At 64.0% G+C, this 16,710-nt stretch carries 14 protein-coding genes; 8 read left to right on the top strand and 6 right to left on the bottom strand.

Going from position 1 to position 16,710, the window contains the following annotated elements; genetic code table 11:
• Positions 1–35 precede the first annotated feature (35 nt).
• Together D1Y85_RS01640 and purN are read right to left on the bottom strand one after the other, a co-directional pair.
• Positions 36–1,436, bottom strand: a complete 1,401-nt coding sequence (locus D1Y85_RS01640) for an RsmB/NOP family class I SAM-dependent RNA methyltransferase (protein ID WP_124149272.1) — start codon at positions 1,434–1,436, stop codon at positions 36–38.
• Positions 1,433–2,122: a phosphoribosylglycinamide formyltransferase gene (purN, locus tag D1Y85_RS01645; protein ID WP_124149273.1), complete on the bottom strand. Its 690-nt coding sequence runs from the start codon at positions 2,120–2,122 to the stop codon at positions 1,433–1,435. The genes D1Y85_RS01640 and purN overlap by 4 nt, the downstream gene beginning before the upstream one ends.
• 93 nt (positions 2,123–2,215) lie before the next feature.
• Here purN and D1Y85_RS01650 point away from each other — a divergent pair, with 93 nt between their 5' ends.
• The 6 genes from D1Y85_RS01650 to dut all read left to right on the top strand — a co-directional run bounded on the left by D1Y85_RS01650 (position 2,216) and on the right by dut (position 9,694).
• A complete protein-coding gene (locus D1Y85_RS01650) occupies positions 2,216–3,265 on the top strand; it encodes a bifunctional riboflavin kinase/FAD synthetase (RefSeq protein WP_425466870.1) in 1,050 nt (349 codons plus the stop codon).
• A 164-nt stretch (positions 3,266–3,429) separates the two neighbouring features.
• Positions 3,430–6,282: an isoleucine--tRNA ligase gene (ileS, locus tag D1Y85_RS01655; RefSeq protein WP_124149275.1), complete on the top strand. Its 2,853-nt coding sequence runs from the start codon at positions 3,430–3,432 to the stop codon at positions 6,280–6,282.
• Entirely contained in the window at positions 6,282–6,788 is a 507-nt protein-coding gene (lspA, locus tag D1Y85_RS01660) for a signal peptidase II (RefSeq protein ID WP_124149276.1), read from the top strand. Before ileS ends, lspA begins: the two co-directional genes overlap by 1 nt.
• Before the next feature lie 125 nt (positions 6,789–6,913).
• On the top strand, positions 6,914–8,143 hold the full coding sequence (gene coaBC, locus D1Y85_RS01670; RefSeq protein ID WP_281278258.1) for a bifunctional phosphopantothenoylcysteine decarboxylase/phosphopantothenate--cysteine ligase CoaBC: 1,230 nt from the start codon (positions 6,914–6,916) through the stop codon (positions 8,141–8,143).
• A 67-nt stretch (positions 8,144–8,210) separates the two neighbouring features.
• The gene (locus tag D1Y85_RS01675; RefSeq protein ID WP_124149277.1) at positions 8,211–9,215 is read left to right on the top strand and encodes an LLM class flavin-dependent oxidoreductase; all 1,005 of its coding nucleotides are present in this window, start codon (positions 8,211–8,213) and stop codon (positions 9,213–9,215) included.
• Positions 9,216–9,247: 32 nt separating this feature from the next.
• On the top strand, positions 9,248–9,694 hold the full coding sequence (dut, locus tag D1Y85_RS01680) for a dUTP diphosphatase (protein ID WP_124149278.1): 447 nt from the start codon (positions 9,248–9,250) through the stop codon (positions 9,692–9,694).
• 141 nt (positions 9,695–9,835) lie between these two features.
• Here dut and clpA read toward each other — a convergent pair whose 3' ends face one another.
• Both clpA and clpS read right to left on the bottom strand, forming a co-directional pair.
• Positions 9,836–12,133, bottom strand: coding sequence for an ATP-dependent Clp protease ATP-binding subunit ClpA (gene clpA, locus D1Y85_RS01685; RefSeq protein ID WP_124149279.1), 2,298 nt, complete (start codon positions 12,131–12,133; stop codon positions 9,836–9,838).
• Positions 12,130–12,444, bottom strand: a complete 315-nt coding sequence (gene clpS / locus D1Y85_RS01690) for an ATP-dependent Clp protease adapter ClpS (RefSeq protein WP_124149280.1) — start codon at positions 12,442–12,444, stop codon at positions 12,130–12,132. Before clpS ends, clpA begins: the two co-directional genes overlap by 4 nt.
• Before the next feature lie 607 nt (positions 12,445–13,051).
• Between clpS and cspD the strand changes: the two genes are divergently transcribed.
• Positions 13,052–13,258, top strand: a complete 207-nt coding sequence (cspD, locus tag D1Y85_RS01695) for a cold shock domain-containing protein CspD (protein WP_017776809.1) — start codon at positions 13,052–13,054, stop codon at positions 13,256–13,258.
• Between the two features lie 68 nt (positions 13,259–13,326).
• Here cspD and D1Y85_RS01700 read toward each other — a convergent pair whose 3' ends face one another.
• Both D1Y85_RS01700 and icd read right to left on the bottom strand, forming a co-directional pair.
• Complete coding sequence (locus D1Y85_RS01700; RefSeq protein ID WP_246024733.1) at positions 13,327–13,923, bottom strand: multicopper oxidase domain-containing protein; 597 nt, start codon at positions 13,921–13,923, stop codon at positions 13,327–13,329.
• Between the two features lie 216 nt (positions 13,924–14,139).
• Positions 14,140–15,396, bottom strand: coding sequence for an NADP-dependent isocitrate dehydrogenase (icd, locus tag D1Y85_RS01705; RefSeq protein WP_124149281.1), 1,257 nt, complete (start codon positions 15,394–15,396; stop codon positions 14,140–14,142).
• Between the two features lie 442 nt (positions 15,397–15,838).
• On the opposite strand from icd, the gene D1Y85_RS01710 reads away from it, so the two are divergent.
• A complete protein-coding gene (locus tag D1Y85_RS01710; protein WP_124149282.1) occupies positions 15,839–16,426 on the top strand; it encodes a pseudouridine synthase in 588 nt (195 codons plus the stop codon).
• Positions 16,427–16,710 lie beyond the last annotated feature (284 nt).

Consider the following 16,710-nt stretch of genomic DNA (forward strand, 5'->3'; position numbering starts at 1 on the left):
GCTAGTACTTGTGACTTGCCGCTACCGGGGAGCCGTTACTCGAGCGCCGAGTCCGGCACGGAGACGACTTCGCGCGCCTGTGCAATCGCGTCGGTCGTCTCCCCGGTTGCCTCGCTTACCGCCGCCGACTCGTCCGGCGTGGTTTCGGCCTGCGCCGACTTCGTCTTGGGTTTTGCTTCGCCGCGACGCTCCAGCACGGCAGCAAAGAAGCCGTCGGTGGCGTGGCGGTGCGGCCAGAGCTTGAGGTACTCACCCGTATCGAGGCCGATGCGCTGCTCCGCGAGCACGTCGCGCGCACTCACCAGTACAAACTCCGGATGCGCTTCAAGGAACTGGGTAATGACCGCCTCGTTCTCGGCTTCAAGGATGCTGCAGGTCGCGTAGACAAGGCGGCCGCCACGCTTGAGCAAACGCGCGGCGCTCGTGAGGATCGACAACTGCTTCGGCGCGAGTTCGGCGACCGACTCGGGCGTCTGCCGCCACTTGAGATCGGGATTGCGGCGCAGCGTGCCGAGGCCCGAACACGGCGCATCGACCAGCACTCGGTCGATCTTGCCGACGAGCCGCTTGATCTTCGAATCGTGCTCGCTGTCGATCAGCACCGGATTGACGTTGGAGAGCCCGCTGCGCGCAAGGCGCGGCTTCAGCTTCGCAAGTCGGCGATCCGAGACATCGAACGCGTAGAGACGCCCCGACGAGCGCATCATCGCGCCGAGCGCGAGCGTCTTGCCGCCCGCGCCGGCGCAGAAATCAACGACCATCTCGCCACGGCGCGGCGCGACCAGCGAACACAGAAGCTGGCTGCCCTCGTCCTGCACTTCGAACCAGCCGTTCTTGAACGCATCGAGTTTCGAGAGGGCCGGTTTGGTCGCAACGCGCACGCCGAACGGCGCGAACGGCGTCTCGCCGGCATCGATGCCGGCATCGGCGAGCGCACGCAGCAACTCGTCACGGCTCGCCTTGATGGGGTTCGCGCGCAGATCGAGTGGCGCCGGGTAGTTCACCGCGGCAGCCAGTTGCGCGAATTCGGCGGCATCGAACCGCGGTTCGAGCGCACGCACGATCCACTCGGGCAAGTTCAGTTGCACACGCTGCGGCAGACTCGCCGGATCGACCTTCGATACGTGTTCGAGCCAGTTCGCCTCGGCGTCTGAGACGAACGGGCGGACGGCCGCCCGGCCTGCAGTCGCCATCAGGCCCAGCAGGGCCAGGCGCCGCGTCGGGCTGCCCGTGCCGCTCTCGGCCAGATGCGCGAACTCCATGCGGCGGCGCAGTACCGCGAACACCGCTTCGGCGATCACGCCGCGCTCGCCGTGACCGAGCTTCGGATGCTCGCGGAAAAACCGGCTCGTCACCGCATCGGCGGGGCCAGTGAACTTGAGGACGTCGGCGAGCAACGTTTCGGTTTGTCCGATCAGAAATCCATGCAGTCTCATGCGCCCTCCCCGGCGGCTTGTGCGTTGGCGTTGTCTTTCGCGTTCGCGTTGGTGTCGTCAAGGAAGAGCCATTGCGGCTCGGGTGGCGTGAGCGTGACGCGTTCGCCGTCGAGCGCGAGGCGCCCTTCGACGAACCAGCGCACCGCACGCGGATAAATCACATGCTCGGTCTTGAGGATGCGCGCGGCGAGCGCCGCGGCATCGTCGCCCGCGCACACCGGCACGGCCGACTGCAGGACGATCGGCCCATGATCGAGCGTCGGCGTGACGAAATGAACCGTCGCGCCATGCACGCGACAGCCCGCGTCAAGGGCCTGCTGATGCGTCTTGAGACCAGGAAAGCTCGGCAGCAGCGACGGATGAATATTCAACATCCGACCCGAATAATGGGCTACAAACCCGTCAGTCAGCACGCGCATGAAGCCCGCGAGCACGACGAGATCTGGCTGATAGCCGTCGATGACTTGTGCAAGCGCCGCGTCGAACGCAGCGCGATCGGAATACTGGCGATGATCGACCACCGCCGTGGCAATGCCGTGCGAAGCCGCGAACATAAGGCCCGCGGCGTCAGGGCGGTTGGCAATCACGGCGGCGATGCGCGCCGGCCAGGCTTCGTGCGCGCAGGCGCGCACGACGGCTTCCATGTTGCTGCCCCGTCCGGAAATCAGGATGACGAGATTTTTCATCCGCGGATTTTATCATTGAGGGCGACCTCCGACGCCCGGGCAGGGGCGGCGGACCGCCCGAGCGTTTATAATCTTTTGTTTCGTCGCGGCCCGATCGCCGCACGTGACAACGCCACACCAGCCACATTAACGGTCCGTTCCGCAATCGTGAGAGTCTTCCGCGGTCTACCCAACGCCGAAAGCCGCGCGCCCTGCGCGCTCACCATCGGCAACTTCGACGGTGTCCACCGCGGACATCAGGCGCTGCTCGCGCGCGTGCGGGCGGCAGCCGATGCGCGCGGCCTGCCCGTCTGTGTGATGACCTTCGAGCCTCACCCCCGCGAGTTCTTCAATCCTGCCGGCGCACCGCCGCGCATCGCCATGCTGCGCGACAAGCTGGAAGCGCTCCGCGATAACGGCGTGGACCGCGTCGTCGTCGAGCACTTCAACCAGACGTTCGCGAGCCAGTCGCCCGATACGTTCGTCGAGCGTGTCCTCGTCGGCGGTCTCCACGCCCGCTGGATGCTGGTCGGAGACGACTTCCGCTATGGCGCCAAGCGCGCCGGCGATTTCGAGTCCCTCAAGATCGCGGGCCGTCAGTACCGCTTCGAAGTCGAGCAGATGGCGACCGTGGCCGACCCGTCAGGCGCGCGCATCTCCAGCTCGAGCGTGCGCGCACAGCTTGCAGCGGGCGACCTCGACGCGGCGCGCGCCGCGCTCGGCCGCGGCTACGCGATCAGCGGGCACGTCGTGCACGGCCTGAAACTCGGCCGCGACCTCGGTTTCCCGACGATGAACTTTCCGATCGGGCACAAGCGGCCGGCGGCGAAGGGCGTCTTCATCGTGCAGGTGCACGGCATTGCCGAGAGCCCGCTGCCGGGCGTCGCGAGCCTCGGCGTGCGCCCCACCGTCGACGACTCGGGCCGCGTACTGCTCGAAGTGCATCTGCTCGACTGGCACGGCAGCGCCTATGGCAAGCTCGTGCGCGTCGAATTCCTGAAGAAGCTGCGAGACGAGGAAAAGTTCGTCGACCTCGAAACGCTGACTGCAGCAATTGCCCGCGATGTGGTCAACGCCCGCGCGTGGTTCGCCGCCACGGGCGCCGACGCCGCTGGCACCCGTTCCACCGGTTTCGCGACCTCGGCCACCGACCGAATTAGGTGACCCGCGGCCCGTGCGCGCGAAGTCAATGCGCCGCGCGGATCCCCGCCTCCTGCGCCCCACTCGCGATGACGCGAGCAGCGCGCGAGGCGACGTGAGGCGGCAGTTATGCGGCGAGGCCGCTCGCGCCGACCCGAGTATCCCCAAGAATTCACCGTGATCTCACCATGAGCGACAAGAAAGCATCCTCCGGCAAGCCCGCGCAGAAGTCCGAATCGAAGTACCCCGTCAACCTGCTGGACACTCCGTTCCCGATGCGCGGCGATCTGCCGAAGCGCGAGCCCCAGTGGGTCAAGGAATGGCAGGACGGCAAGATCTACGAGAAGATCCGCGCAGCCTCGAAGGGCCGCAAGAAGTTCATCCTGCACGACGGCCCGCCGTATGCGAACGGCGACATTCACCTCGGCCACGCGGTGAACAAGATTCTCAAGGACATGATCGTCAAGGCGCGCAACCTCGCGGGCTACGACGCGGTCTATGTGCCGGGCTGGGATTGCCACGGCATGCCAATCGAAATCCAGATCGAAAAGCAGTTCGGCAAGTCGCTGCCCGCGCAGGAAGTCATGCAGAAGGCGCGCGAGTACGCCACTGGCCAGATCGAGACGCAGAAGGCCGGTTTCCGACGTCTGGGCGTGCTCGGCGACTGGGACAACCCGTACAAGACCATGAACTTCGCGAACGAAGCCGGCGAAATCCGCGCGCTCGCGAAGATCATCGAGAAGGGCTACGTGTTCCGCGGCCTCAAGCCCGTGAACTGGTGCTTCGACTGCGGCTCGGCGCTCGCTGAAGCCGAAGTCGAGTACAAGGACAAGACCGATCCGACCATCGACGTGGAGTTCCCGTTCGCGCAGCCCGCCGAGACGGCCGCCGCGTTCGGCCTCGCGGCGCTGCCGCGTCAGGAAGGGGGCATCGTCATCTGGACCACGACGCCGTGGACGATTCCCGCCAACCAGGCGCTCAACGTCCATCCGGAAGTGGTCTACGCGCTCGTCGATACGCAGCGCGGCCTGCTGATCCTGGCTGAAGAACGCGTTGAAGCGTGCATGAAGGACTTCGGACTCGAAGGCCGCGTGATCGCCACGACGCCGGGCGAAAAGCTCGCGAACCTGCGCTTCCATCACCCGCTCGCGTCCGCGCATCCGGGCTACAAGCGCACGTCGCCGATCTATCTCGGCGACTACGTCACGACCGACACCGGCACGGGCATCGTGCACTCGGCGCCCGCCTACGGTGTCGAGGACTTCATCTCGTGCAAGGCCCACAACATGGCCGACTCGGACATCATCAGTCCGGTGATGGGCGACGGCCGCTACATCGAATCGCTGCCGCTGTTCGGCGGCCTCACGATCTGGGCCGCGAACCCGAAGATCGTCGATGCACTTGACGCCGCCGGCACGCTCCTGCGCAGCGAGAAGTACGTTCACAGCTACATGCACTGCTGGCGCCACAAAACGCCGATCATCTACCGCGCCACGTCGCAGTGGTTCGCAGGCATGGACGTGAAGCCGAAGGATGGCGGCAAGACGCTGCGCGAGACGGCGCTCGAAGGCATCGAAGCGACGGCGTTCTATCCGTCGTGGGGCAAGCAGCGCCTCTACGCGATGATCGCGAACCGCCCTGACTGGACGCTTTCGCGCCAGCGCCAATGGGGCGTGCCGATGGCGTTCTTCGTCCACAAGGAAACGGGCGAGCTGCATCCGCGCACACTGGAGCTGCTCGAAGAAGTCGCGAAGCGTGTCGAAAAGAACGGCATCGAGGCGTGGCAGACACTCGATCCGCGCGAGCTGATCGGCGACGACGCCAACCTGTACGAGAAGAACCGCGACACGCTCGACGTGTGGTTCGACTCGGGTACGACGCACTGGCACGTGCTGCGCGGCTCGCACAAGGATCAGCTGCAGTTCCCGGCCGACCTCTATCTGGAAGGCTCGGACCAGCATCGCGGCTGGTTCCACTCGTCGCTGCTGACGGCGTCGATGCTCGATGGCCGCCCGCCATACGACGCCCTGCTCACGCACGGCTTCACCGTCGACGGCGAAGGCCGCAAGATGTCGAAGTCGCTCGGCAACGGCGTCGATCCGCATGAAGTGGCGAACCGCCTCGGCGCAGAAATCATCCGCCTGTGGATCGCCTCGACCGACTACTCGGGCGAACTCGCGATCTCCGAGGAAATCCTGAAACGCGTGACGGAAAGCTATCGCCGCATCCGCAACACGCTGCGCTTCCTGCTGTCGAACCTCTCCGACTTCGAATTCGACAAGCACGCGCTGCCCGCAGCGGAGTGGCTCGAAATCGACCGCTACGCCGTCGCGCTTACGCACACGCTGCAAAACGATGTGCTCGCGCACTACGACCGCTACGAGTTCCACCCGGTCGTCGCGAAGCTGCAGACGTTCTGCTCGGAAGATCTCGGCGGCTTCTACCTCGACGTGCTGAAGGACCGCCTCTACACGAGCGCGCCGGATTCGAAGGCCCGTCGCGCCGCGCAGACCGCGCTCCACCACATCACGCACAGCCTGCTGCGCATCCTCGCGCCGTTCATGTCGTTCACGGCCGAAGAAGCGTGGAAGGTGTTCCAGCCGCAGACCGAAACGATCTTCACGGAGACGTTCCACGCGTTCCCGGACATCGCGCAAGCGGACGAGCTGATTGCGAAGTGGACGCTCCTGCGCGACGTACGCGGCAACGTGACGAAGGCGCTCGAAGAGGCGCGTGTGGCCAACCAGATCGGCTCGTCGCTGCAGGCAGAAGTGCGCATCCTCGCGAGCGGCGCGCGTTACGACGCGCTCACCTCGCTCGGCGATGACCTCAAGTTCGTGCTGATCACGTCGGCGGCGGAAGTCGTCAAGGTGGAGAGCGAAGCGGATGAGGCTGTCGAGGTCGTCACCTCGAAGTACCTCAAGTGCGAACGCTGCTGGAACTACCGCGAAGACGTCGGCGCAAACGCCGAGCATCCGGGGCTGTGCGGCCGCTGCTTTGCAAACCTGTTCGGTAACGGCGAGACGCGGAGCGCGGCATAATGGCCAAGACCCTGCCGAAGCAGTCCCAGGCCGGCGGCACGCTCGCTCCCTGGCTGGGCGTCGCGTTAATCGTGATCCTCGTCGACCAGCTCACGAAGATCGCCATCACGAGCGTGTTCCGCTACGGCGAAGGCCGCGCGGTTACGTCGTTCTTCAACCTCGTGCTCGTGTACAACCGGGGCGCCGCGTTCAGTTTCCTCGCGACAGCGGGCGGCTGGCAGCGCTGGGCGTTCACGGCGCTCGGCATCGCGGCGGCGCTCGTGATCTGCTATCTGCTCAAGCGGCACGCCGGGCAACGCATGTTCTGTACGGCGCTCGCGCTGATTCTTGGCGGCGCACTCGGCAATGTGATCGACCGGCTGATGTACGGCCACGTGATCGACTTTCTCGACTTCCACGTGGGCGGGTGGCACTGGCCGGCGTTCAACGTCGCGGACAGCGCGATCACGATCGGCGCCGTGCTGCTGGTGTTCGACGAACTGCGGCGCGTGCGGCGCGGACGTTGAGGACTCTGGGCGATGCGATGCATGGGACTCGGGTAAGCGCTAAAGCGATTACGCGGGTCGACCGCTCTGCATGGGACCCGAGTAAGCGCTAAAGCGCTAACTCGGGTCGACACAGGAGACGCGATTTGAACACAGCAGCTGCAACCCCGGGCGAACTCGCCGGCAAGCACCTCGTAATCGGCATGACGGGCGGCATCGCCTGCTACAAGATCGCCGAACTCACGCGCCTTTTGACGAAGGCCAGCGCAACCGTGCAGGTCGTGATGACCGAAGCGGCGACGCAGTTCATCACGCCCGTCACGATGCAGGCGCTCTCGGGCCACCCGGTCTTCACGAGCCAGTGGGATGGTCGCGTGCCCAACAACATGGCGCACATCGACCTCTCACGCGGCGCGGACGCGATCGTGATCGCCCCCGCCTCGACCGACTTCCTGGCGAAGCTCGCGAACGGCTTCGCCGACGACCTCCTCTCCACGCTCTGCATCGCACGGGACTGTCCGCTGCTCGTCGTCCCCGCGATGAACCGGCAGATGTGGAACAACCCGGCCACGCAGCGCAACGTCGCGCAACTGCGTGCCGATGGCGTTGAAACACTCGGCCCCGATTCGGGCCCGCAGGCGTGCGGCGAAATCGGCGACGGCCGCATGCTGGAGCCCGAGGCCGTGTATGAAGCGATCGTCGCATTCTTCGCGCCGAAGGTGCTCGCGCGCCGCCGTGTGCTGATCACCGCCGGACCGACCTTCGAGCCGATCGACCCGGTGCGCGGCATCACGAACCGTTCGAGCGGCAAGATGGGCTTCGCGCTCGCACGCGCAGCGCAGCAGGCGGGCGCCGACGTGCACCTCGTCGCGGGCCCGGTCGCGCTCGCGACGCCGTGGGGCGTCTACCGCGAAGACGTGCAGACCGCCCGGCAGATGTACGACGCGGTGATGCGCGCCGTGCCCGATTACGACGTGTTCATCGGCGTGGCGGCGGTGGCCGACTGGCGTGTCGATCACGTCGCGACGCAGAAGATCAAGAAGACGGCGGACCGCCAGGTGCCCGATTTCACGTTTGTCGAAAACCCGGACATCCTCGCGTCCGTGGCTGCGCTGCCGAATCCGCCGTATTGCGTCGGTTTCGCGGCGGAAAGCGGCAATCTCGACGTGCTCGGCGAGGAAAAGCGCGTACGCAAAAACGTCCCGCTCCTGATCGGCAATCTCGGACCGCAGACCTTTGGCCTGGACGACAATGAGGTCGTCCTCTTCGAGGCGTCCGGCAGCACGAAGCTGCCGCGTGCGGCCAAGCAGGCGCTCGCGCAGACACTGATCGCCGAAATCGCGCGGCGCCTGCCCGACGAGAGCATCATTTCGTGATAAGCGCGCCGCGCCATCGGTCAACGAGGCGTCGGCGGCACGTATCGCGAACGAAGCAAGGTATGTCATGACGCTCCTTTCCGTACTCGACCAGTCGCCCGTCATCGCCGGGCATACGGCGGCCGATGCCATCGCCGCGACCGTCGAACTGGCGCAGCTCGCCGACGACCTCGGCTACACGCGCTACTGGTGCGCTGAGCACCACGGCCTGCGCGGCGTATGCAACCCCAGCCCCGAAATCATGCTCGCGAGACTCGGCAGCGTGACGAAGCGCATTCGCATCGGTTCGGGCGGCGTGATGCTTCCCTACTACAGCCCGTTCAAGGTCGCCGAGCAATTCATGATGCTCGAGGCGCTGTTTCCGAACCGCATCGATCTTGGCGTCGGCCGCGCGCCCGGCGGCGACATGCGCACGGCACAGGCCGTTGCCTCCGGCCAGTACAACCGGGGCGAACAGTTCGCGCAGCAGGTGCAGGACCTGGTCGGACTGATGGACGGCACACTGCCCGCGAACAACGTCGCGAGCGGCGTGGTCCTGCAGCCGCAGATCGAGACACGGCCGCAGTTGTGGGTGCTCGGATCGAGCGACTTCGGCGGCACGCTCGCCGCGCAGCTCGGGCTGCGCTTCTCGTTCGCGCATTTCATCAACGCACACTTCGGGCATCTCGTGGCGAACGCGTATCGCGAGCACTTCCAGGCGGGCCACGAAGCGACGCCGTATCTGGCCTGCGCGGTGTTCGTGATCTGCGCGGACACGGAACAGGAAGCCGCCGACCTCGAAAAAGCCGTCGATCTGCGCCGCGTTCAGATGGCTCTCGGCCTGAACGCGCCGATTCCGAGCATCGAACAAGGCCTCGCGCAGGAATACGGCGAGCGCGAGCAACTCGTGATCGACCGCGAGAAACCGCGCAGTATCATCGGCACGCCGGAAAGCGTCGTGGAGCGCCTGCACGCGGTGCAGGAGCGCTTCGCCGCCGACGAACTGGTCGTGCTCACCGTCGCCGGCAGCTACGCGGCGCGGCTGCGCTCCTACGAACTGCTGGCGCAAGCCTTCCAGCTACCCCGCTCCTGATCCGGACGCCAATCCAACTCACATTTTCATACATGAAAATCGACATCAAGATCCTGAACGAACGCATGCGCGACCAGCTGCCCCACTACGCGACGCCGGGCAGCGCGGGCCTCGACCTGCGCGCATGTATCGATGCACCGCTCACGCTCGAACCCGGCGAAACGAAGCTCGTGCCGACGGGCCTCGCGATCCACGTCGCCGATCCGGGCTATGCGGCGCTGATCCTGCCGCGATCGGGGCTCGGCCACAAACACGGCATCGTGCTCGGCAACCTGGTTGGACTGATCGATTCGGATTACCAGGGTGAACTGATGATCTCGACGTGGAACCGTGGCCACACGACGTTCACGCTCAATCCGCTGGAGCGCCTCGCGCAGCTCGTGATCGTGCCGGTTGTGCAGGCGCAGTTCAATATCGTCGACGACTTCGCGGCGAGCGAGCGCGGCGAGGGTGGTTTCGGCAGCACGGGCAAGCACTGATCGTCGCCACAAACGAAAAAAGCACGCCAAGGCGTGCTTTTTTGTATCTTCGATGACGTCATGGGCCGCACAAATAACAAACGGCGCGGACCGTGAGATCCGCGCCGTTTCTATTCGACAGCTTGAGCGCCGACGAACCGCCTATTCCACTTCGGCCGCTTCCGGGCTCGGATTGCGCGGTGCCGGATGCTCGTCGAACGTCAGCTTGACCTTGTCGTCCTCATCGACATCCACGGTCACACGACCACCGTTCACGAGCTTGCCGAACAGCAGTTCATCAGCAAGCGCCCGGCGGATCGTGTCCTGAATCAGACGTTGCATCGGCCGCGCGCCCATGAGCGGGTCGAAGCCGTGCTTCGCGAGATGCTTGCGCAAGGCGTCGGTGAAGAGCGCATCGACCTTCTTCTCGTGCAACTGGTCTTCGAGCTGCATGAGGAACTTGTCGACGACGCGCATGATGATTTCCTCATCGAGCCCGCGGAAGCTGATCGTCGCATCGAGCCGGTTGCGGAACTCAGGCGTGAACATGCGCTTGATGTCGGCCATTTCGTCGCCCTGTTCGTGGCGGCTGGTGAAACCGATCGTTGACTTGTTCATCGTCTCGGCGCCCGCATTCGTCGTCATGATGATGATGACGTTGCGGAAATCCGCCTTGCGGCCGTTGTTGTCGGTCAGCGTGCCATGGTCCATCACCTGAAGCAGCACGTTGAAGATGTCCGGGTGCGCCTTCTCGATTTCGTCGAGCAGCAGCACGCAGTGCGGCTTCTTCGTGACGGCCTCCGTGAGAAGCCCGCCCTGGTCGAATCCGACGTAGCCCGGCGGCGCGCCGATCAGACGGCTCACCGCGTGACGTTCCATGTACTCGGACATGTCGAAGCGGGTCAGTTCGATGCCGAGCGTGAACGCGAGCTGCCGCGCCACTTCGGTCTTGCCGACGCCGGTCGGACCCGAGAAGAGGAACGAGCCAATCGGCTTATCGGTCTTGCCGAGGCCGGCGCGCGCCATCTTGATCGAAGCCGCGAGCGCGTCGATGGCCGGATCCTGGCCGAACACGACAGCCTTCAGATCACGGTCGAGCGTCTGGAGCTTGCTGCGATCGTCCTGCGACACGCTCTGCGCCGGCACGCGCGCGATCTTCGAGATGATCTCTTCGATCTCGCTCTTGCCGATGGTCTTCTTCTGCTTCGACTTCGGCAGAATGCGCTGCGCTGCGCCCGCTTCGTCGATCACGTCGATCGCCTTGTCGGGCAGATGACGGTCCGTGATGAAACGCGCTGACAACTCGGCCGCCGCATTGAGCGCACCCGACGAATACTTCACGCCATGGTGCTCTTCGAAACGCGACTTCAGCCCGCGTAGAATCGCGACGGTCTGCTCGACGGTCGGCTCGACCACGTCGATCTTCTGGAAGCGCCGCGAGAGCGCCGCGTCCTTTTCGAAGATGCCGCGGTATTCGGTGAAGGTCGTAGCGCCAATGCACTTGAGCGTGCCCGACGAAAGCGCAGGCTTCAGCAGGTTGGACGCATCGAGCGTGCCGCCCGAAGCGGCGCCCGCGCCAATCAGCGTATGAATTTCGTCGATGAACAGGATCGCGTGCGGACGCTCCTTCAACTCCTTGAGCACCGTCTTCAGACGCTGTTCGAAGTCGCCGCGATACTTGGTGCCCGCGAGCAGCGCGCCCATGTCGAGCGAATAGACCTGCGCGTCCGCGAGAATATCCGGCACTTCGCCGCGCGTGATGCGCCAGGCGAGCCCTTCCGCGATCGCGGTCTTGCCGACGCCCGCTTCACCGACGAGCAGCGGATTGTTCTTGCGGCGGCGGCACAGTACCTGCACGACGCGCTCGACTTCCAGCTCGCGCCCGATCAACGGATCGATGCGGCCGTCCTTCGCCATCTGGTTCAGGTTCTGCGTGAACTGCGCGAGCGGTGTTTCCTTCTGGCCCGCGGCGTCCTCGGCTTCGGCGTTCGCATCGGTCGCCTTGGCAGCGTCGCCGCTGCTCGTCTTCGCAATACCGTGGGAAATGAAGTTCACGACATCGAGACGCGTGACGCCCTGCTGCTGAAGGTAGTACACCGCGTGCGAATCTTTCTCGCCGAAAATCGCGACGAGGACATTCGCGCCAGTGACTTCCTTCTTGCCGTTCGAGGTGGACTGGACGTGCATGATCGCGCGCTGGATCACGCGCTGAAACCCGAGTGTGGGCTGCGTATCGACGTCGTCCGTGCCGGGAACCGTAGGCGTGTTGTCGTGAATGAAGTTGCGCAGGTTCTGACGCAGGTCTTCGATATTCGCGGCACACGCGCGCAGCACTTCTGCCGCTGTTGGGTTATCCAACAGCGCCAGAAGGAGATGCTCGACCGTAATGAACTCATGCCGTGCCTGACGTGCTTCCATGAACGCCATGTGCAGGCTGACTTCCAGTTCCTGGGCAATCATGCTTCCTCCATCACACACTGCAGCGGATGACCGGCTTGCCGTGCGTGGGTAACAACTTGCTCAACTTTGGTCGACGCAATGTCCCGCGTATAGACCCCACAAACTCCCCTGCCTTCACGATGCACCTTCAACATGATCTGTGTTGCGGACTCGTGATCCTTATTGAAATATTCCTGCACGATCATCACGACGAATTCCATCGGCGTGTAGTCGTCGTTCATCAGCACGACCTTGTACATGGAGGGCGGTTTGACCTTTTGCTCCTGCCGCTCCAGTACGGTTGAATCCTGCTTGTCCGGGATAATCGCCATACACCCATTCTAAACAACTCGGACAGGCCCGCAATCCTGCCGATACCCAACCGGCCGGTCGGTGAACTTGCAGCGCCTACACAGTGCGCAGTGTCCCCTCCCCGTCCAGCCACTACCGGCTGCGGGGCCGGCATCGTCTACTTATCGCGTATCGCGTCATGCACCCGATGTGTGCATCCTATGCGCCCCTTTCCTGCCCCCGGGGCCTTTCACGCCATCAGGCGAATCGAGTATCGCACAACCTGCGCCGCGCCGTAGGCACCGTCCGTCGGACGCCGCACGGATCGGGGACATTTCCGCACTGCAACGAACCCTATGTGCGTCGATTATGCGACTTTTCAAGACGCCCCGCTCCCCCCGTGCCGCGGCGAGGAAAAGCAGGAAAAACCCTGGAAATGCGTTCTTTACAACGCGTCGGAGCGTGTCTCAAAATATTCTTGACAGCCGAATAAAGAGCCTCAACAATCAAGCTGGCACTTTTTTCAGCCGTTTCAAATTCGAAAAAATGCCGTTGGTGAGCTTGTGAGGAGGGGACGATCGCAATGGGGCGGTCGTTTAGCTTTTCGAACTGCTCGTGGTAGTGACATGAGTTACAGGGGAAGTAGGTATGGCAACCGGTACGGTCAAGTGGTTCAACGACGCGAAGGGCTTCGGCTTCATTACGCCTGACGAAGGTGGCGAGGATCTGTTCGCTCACTTCTCGGCTATCCAGATGAATGGCTTCAAGACCCTCAAAGAAGGTCAGAAGGTAAGTTTCGAAGTCGTGCAAGGCCCGAAGGGCAAACAGGCATCGAACATTCAGGCAGCGGCCTGATCCGTTCGGTACCCAGACCCAGGAAACCCGGCTTCGGCCGGGTTTCCCTTTTTTGTGACATTTTTTTGTCACGCGCTGCGGAAAAACCCGATCGCGCGCGACGTCCCCGGCATGCCGGGATCGTCATGTTCGAGGATGTGGCAACGGAACGTGCGATCGCCCGCATCGCGCTGGACGGATGCGATCCGGACGGTCTCGCAAGGCTCCACGTTCCCGGTGTCGCGCCACGCCAGATAAGGCTCCGCGACGCGCCCCCCGCCCCGCTTCAGCGCCTGAAAAACGGATCTCGACCGTCTCGCCTTCGCGCACCTCTCAGCAAGCCGACCGCCGGGCCGGCCGCCGCCAGACGCTGCGTCGTCTTGCCAGAAAACTGTATCCGGCTGACCCGCGAGCGCGGCCCGCGCGACCGGCTGGGCGACGAGCGTCGCCTGGAAATGGCCCGGGTCGCTGCATTCGCTTGCAGCCACGAGCAGCGTGGCAAGCGGCGCGCCTGAAGGCAGGGCATCGGCTGCCGCCAGCGGTACGTGAGACGCTGACAATGCCGCCCGGCGTAGCCACATCGCCCCCAGCATGGTGACACTCACGTCCTGCGCGGTCGCGCCGCGCGTGAAAATTGTCGCACCAACGCCGCCGAGTGTTCCGAACACAAAAGCTCTACGTTTCATCGACGGATTCATGTCGTCGCGTAACGGCAAACGTGATTCGACAGCCTTGTGCATCATCGTGCATGACGAGATACGTGACGGAATAGCGGCATGGCAATAGTTCGGATAACTTATCACGCAGAACCGGCGCGCAATCGTCCGTCGCCATGAAAAAACCCCGGCGGCCCGAGGGCCAGCCGGGGTTCGCATACCCGCGCCGCAAAGCGCCGGCTTCGCCTACATATTCTCGATCATCACCTGGCCGAACGCCGAACACGAAACCTGCGTCGCGCCTACCATCAGCCGCGCGAAGTCGTACGTCACACGTTTTTGCTGAATCGACGTTTCCATCGACTCGATGATGAGATCGGCAGCCTCGGTCCAGCCGAGGTGGCGCAGCATCATCTCCGCAGAAAGAATTTCCGAGCCCGGATTCACATAGTCCTTGCCCGCGTACTTCGGCGCGGTGCCGTGCGTCGCCTCGAACATCGCCACCGAATCGGACAGGTTCGCACCGGGCGCGATGCCGATGCCGCCGACCTGCGCCGCCAGTGCGTCCGAGATGTAATCACCGTTCAGGTTCAGCGTGGCGATCACGTCGTATTCCGCGGGGCGCAACAGGATCTGCTGGAGGAACGCATCGGCGATCACGTCCTTCACGACGATGTCGCCACCGGTCTTCGGATTCTTGACCTTCATCCACGGACCGTCATCGATCAGTTCCGCACCGAACTCACGTTGCGCGAGCGCGTAGCCGTAATCGCGGAACGCTCCTTCGGTGTACTTCATGATGTTGCCCTTGTGGACGAGCGTCACCGAGCGGCGATCGTTGTCGATCGCGTACTGGATCGCCTTGCGGACGAGCCGGTTGGTACCCTCCCGCGAGACAGGCTTGATGCCAAGGCCCGACGTGTCCGGAAAGCGGATCTTCGACACGCCCATCTCTTCGCGCAGGAACCGGATAACTTTCTTCGCGCCTTCCGATTCGGCCGGCCATTCGATGCCGGCGTAGATGTCCTCCGAGTTCTCGCGGAAGATCACCATGTTGACCTTCTCAGGCTCGCGTACCGGCGACGGCACGCCCTTGAAGTACTGCACCGGGCGCAGGCAGACGTAGAGGTCGAGCTGCTGGCGCAGCGCCACGTTGAGCGAGCGGATGCCGCCGCCGACCGGCGTCGTGAGCGGCCCCTTGATCGACACGACGTAATCCTTCACGACTTCCAGCGTCTCGTCGGGCAGCCACACGTCGGGCCCATAGACGCGCGTAGCCTTCTCGCCCGCGTAGATTTCCATCCAGTGGAGCTTGCGCTTGCCGCCGTATGCTTTCGCCACCGCGGCGTCGACCACCTTGAGCATCACTGGCGTGATGTCGACGCCGGTGCCGTCACCCTCGATGTACGGGATGATCGGCTGATCGGGGACGTTGAGCGAGAAATCCGCGTTGACGGTGATCTTCTCACCGCCCGTCGGAACCTGGATGTGCTGATACGGCATGATCGACTCCAGTCAGGGGCCTGGTTAGTGCCTGGTTAGTGGTATCGGGTAGTCTGCAGCGCAACGTCAAATCAATCCTCGAAGCGCCAGCGCGAGACACACGCGGCCTCGCGGCATCCGGTGCGCTCGATTCCCGCGGCAGGGCCTGCCGCACAATGACGCTGCGAAAAGCCCGTCCGCGCGACGGTCTGGCAGTCATTCTAGCCCACGGCCCCGCAACGAGGCACCGTTCCTCCGGATCGTGCAAACGACGACGCGTCGCCAGGTGCCCAGAGCATGGCACCGTTCACGCCGGCGTTATGCGCGACGCGCATATCGACGGCAGTGCTGATCGCATCGCAATGTCTTCATGTCCGGGATGGGCCGCATAATCTGATGCACGGCTTTTTGCATTAACATCGCGCCGCGCCACAATGGAAACTCCCTCGCCCCCTCACCTCTTATGCGTTTGATCGCCCTCAACAAGCCGTTCGGTACGATTTGCCAGTTTTCGCCGCACGAAACGCGCCCTTCTCTTGCGGACTGGGTCAAGACTCCGGGCGTGTATCCAGCGGGACGCCTCGACGCGGACAGCGAGGGCCTGCTGCTGCTAACCGACGATGGTGCGCTCCAGGCGCGCATTGCCGAGCCGCGTCGCAAGCTCGTGAAGCGCTACTGGGCGCAAGTCGAAGGCGAGCCGGGAACCGACGCGCTCGCTGCCCTTGAGCGTGGCGTCGATCTCGGCGACTTTGTGACGCAGCCGTGCCGGGCGTCGGTCATCGCATCCCCCGATCACCTGTGGCCACGCGACCCGCCTATCCGCTTTCGTGCATCGATTCCCACCACATGGGTCGAACTCGCGATCAGCGAGGGCAAGAACCGGCAGGTACGACGCATGACGGCCGCTGTCGGGTTTCCGACGCTGCGGCTCGTGCGCGTTGCAGTCGGCTCGCTCGATATTTTTTCGCTCGGGATTGCACCCGGAGAAAGTGTCGATGTGCCGACCGACGCGCCGTGGCAACGTGCGAAGCACACGGCATCATCGGGATAGTCGTTGCGCCAGCACTGTTTGACTGGCATCAACGTCCATGACATCAACCCGGACTTCCATGCCGACGCGTCGAGAAGGAAATGAAAACTTCGCGTCAACCGGGTCGCGCGGCGATGCGTTAAACGACCCAGATGCCGCAGAAGCTATCCGGCATTCAGCCTTCAGGTACTTTTGCCCGGCGTGCGCAAGCCGCAATGGTGAGGTCCCGACCGCTGGCAGACGCGTTCGCGAATTTCTCCGAAATTGTCGATCGAGACTGTCAACCGAAAGGTGGATGGCACGTT

The sequence above is a fragment of the Paraburkholderia dinghuensis genome (assembly GCF_003837865.1).
Lineage (GTDB): Bacteria > Pseudomonadota > Gammaproteobacteria > Burkholderiales > Burkholderiaceae > Paraburkholderia > Paraburkholderia dinghuensis.

What these genes read in the sequence shown, in the direction of transcription:
- cspD (WP_017776809.1), top strand. Translation starts at nt 13,052, where the DNA reads ATGGCAACCGGTACGGTCAAGTGGTTCAACGACGCGAAGGGCTTCGGC.
- ileS (WP_124149275.1), top strand. Translation starts at nt 3,430, where the DNA reads ATGAGCGACAAGAAAGCATCCTCCGGCAAGCCCGCGCAGAAGTCCGAA.
- dut (WP_124149278.1), top strand. Translation starts at nt 9,248, where the DNA reads ATGAAAATCGACATCAAGATCCTGAACGAACGCATGCGCGACCAGCTG.
- clpS (WP_124149280.1), bottom strand. Translation starts at nt 12,444, where the DNA reads ATGGCGATTATCCCGGACAAGCAGGATTCAACCGTACTGGAGCGGCAG.
- D1Y85_RS01710 (WP_124149282.1), top strand. Translation starts at nt 15,839, where the DNA reads ATGCGTTTGATCGCCCTCAACAAGCCGTTCGGTACGATTTGCCAGTTT.
- D1Y85_RS01675 (WP_124149277.1), top strand. Translation starts at nt 8,211, where the DNA reads ATGACGCTCCTTTCCGTACTCGACCAGTCGCCCGTCATCGCCGGGCAT.
- purN (WP_124149273.1), bottom strand. Translation starts at nt 2,122, where the DNA reads ATGAAAAATCTCGTCATCCTGATTTCCGGACGGGGCAGCAACATGGAA.
- clpA (WP_124149279.1), bottom strand. Translation starts at nt 12,133, where the DNA reads ATGATTGCCCAGGAACTGGAAGTCAGCCTGCACATGGCGTTCATGGAA.
- icd (WP_124149281.1), bottom strand. Translation starts at nt 15,396, where the DNA reads ATGCCGTATCAGCACATCCAGGTTCCGACGGGCGGTGAGAAGATCACC.
- D1Y85_RS01640 (WP_124149272.1), bottom strand. Translation starts at nt 1,436, where the DNA reads ATGAGACTGCATGGATTTCTGATCGGACAAACCGAAACGTTGCTCGCC.
- D1Y85_RS01700 (WP_246024733.1), bottom strand. Translation starts at nt 13,923, where the DNA reads ATGAAACGTAGAGCTTTTGTGTTCGGAACACTCGGCGGCGTTGGTGCG.
- lspA (WP_124149276.1), top strand. Translation starts at nt 6,282, where the DNA reads ATGGCCAAGACCCTGCCGAAGCAGTCCCAGGCCGGCGGCACGCTCGCT.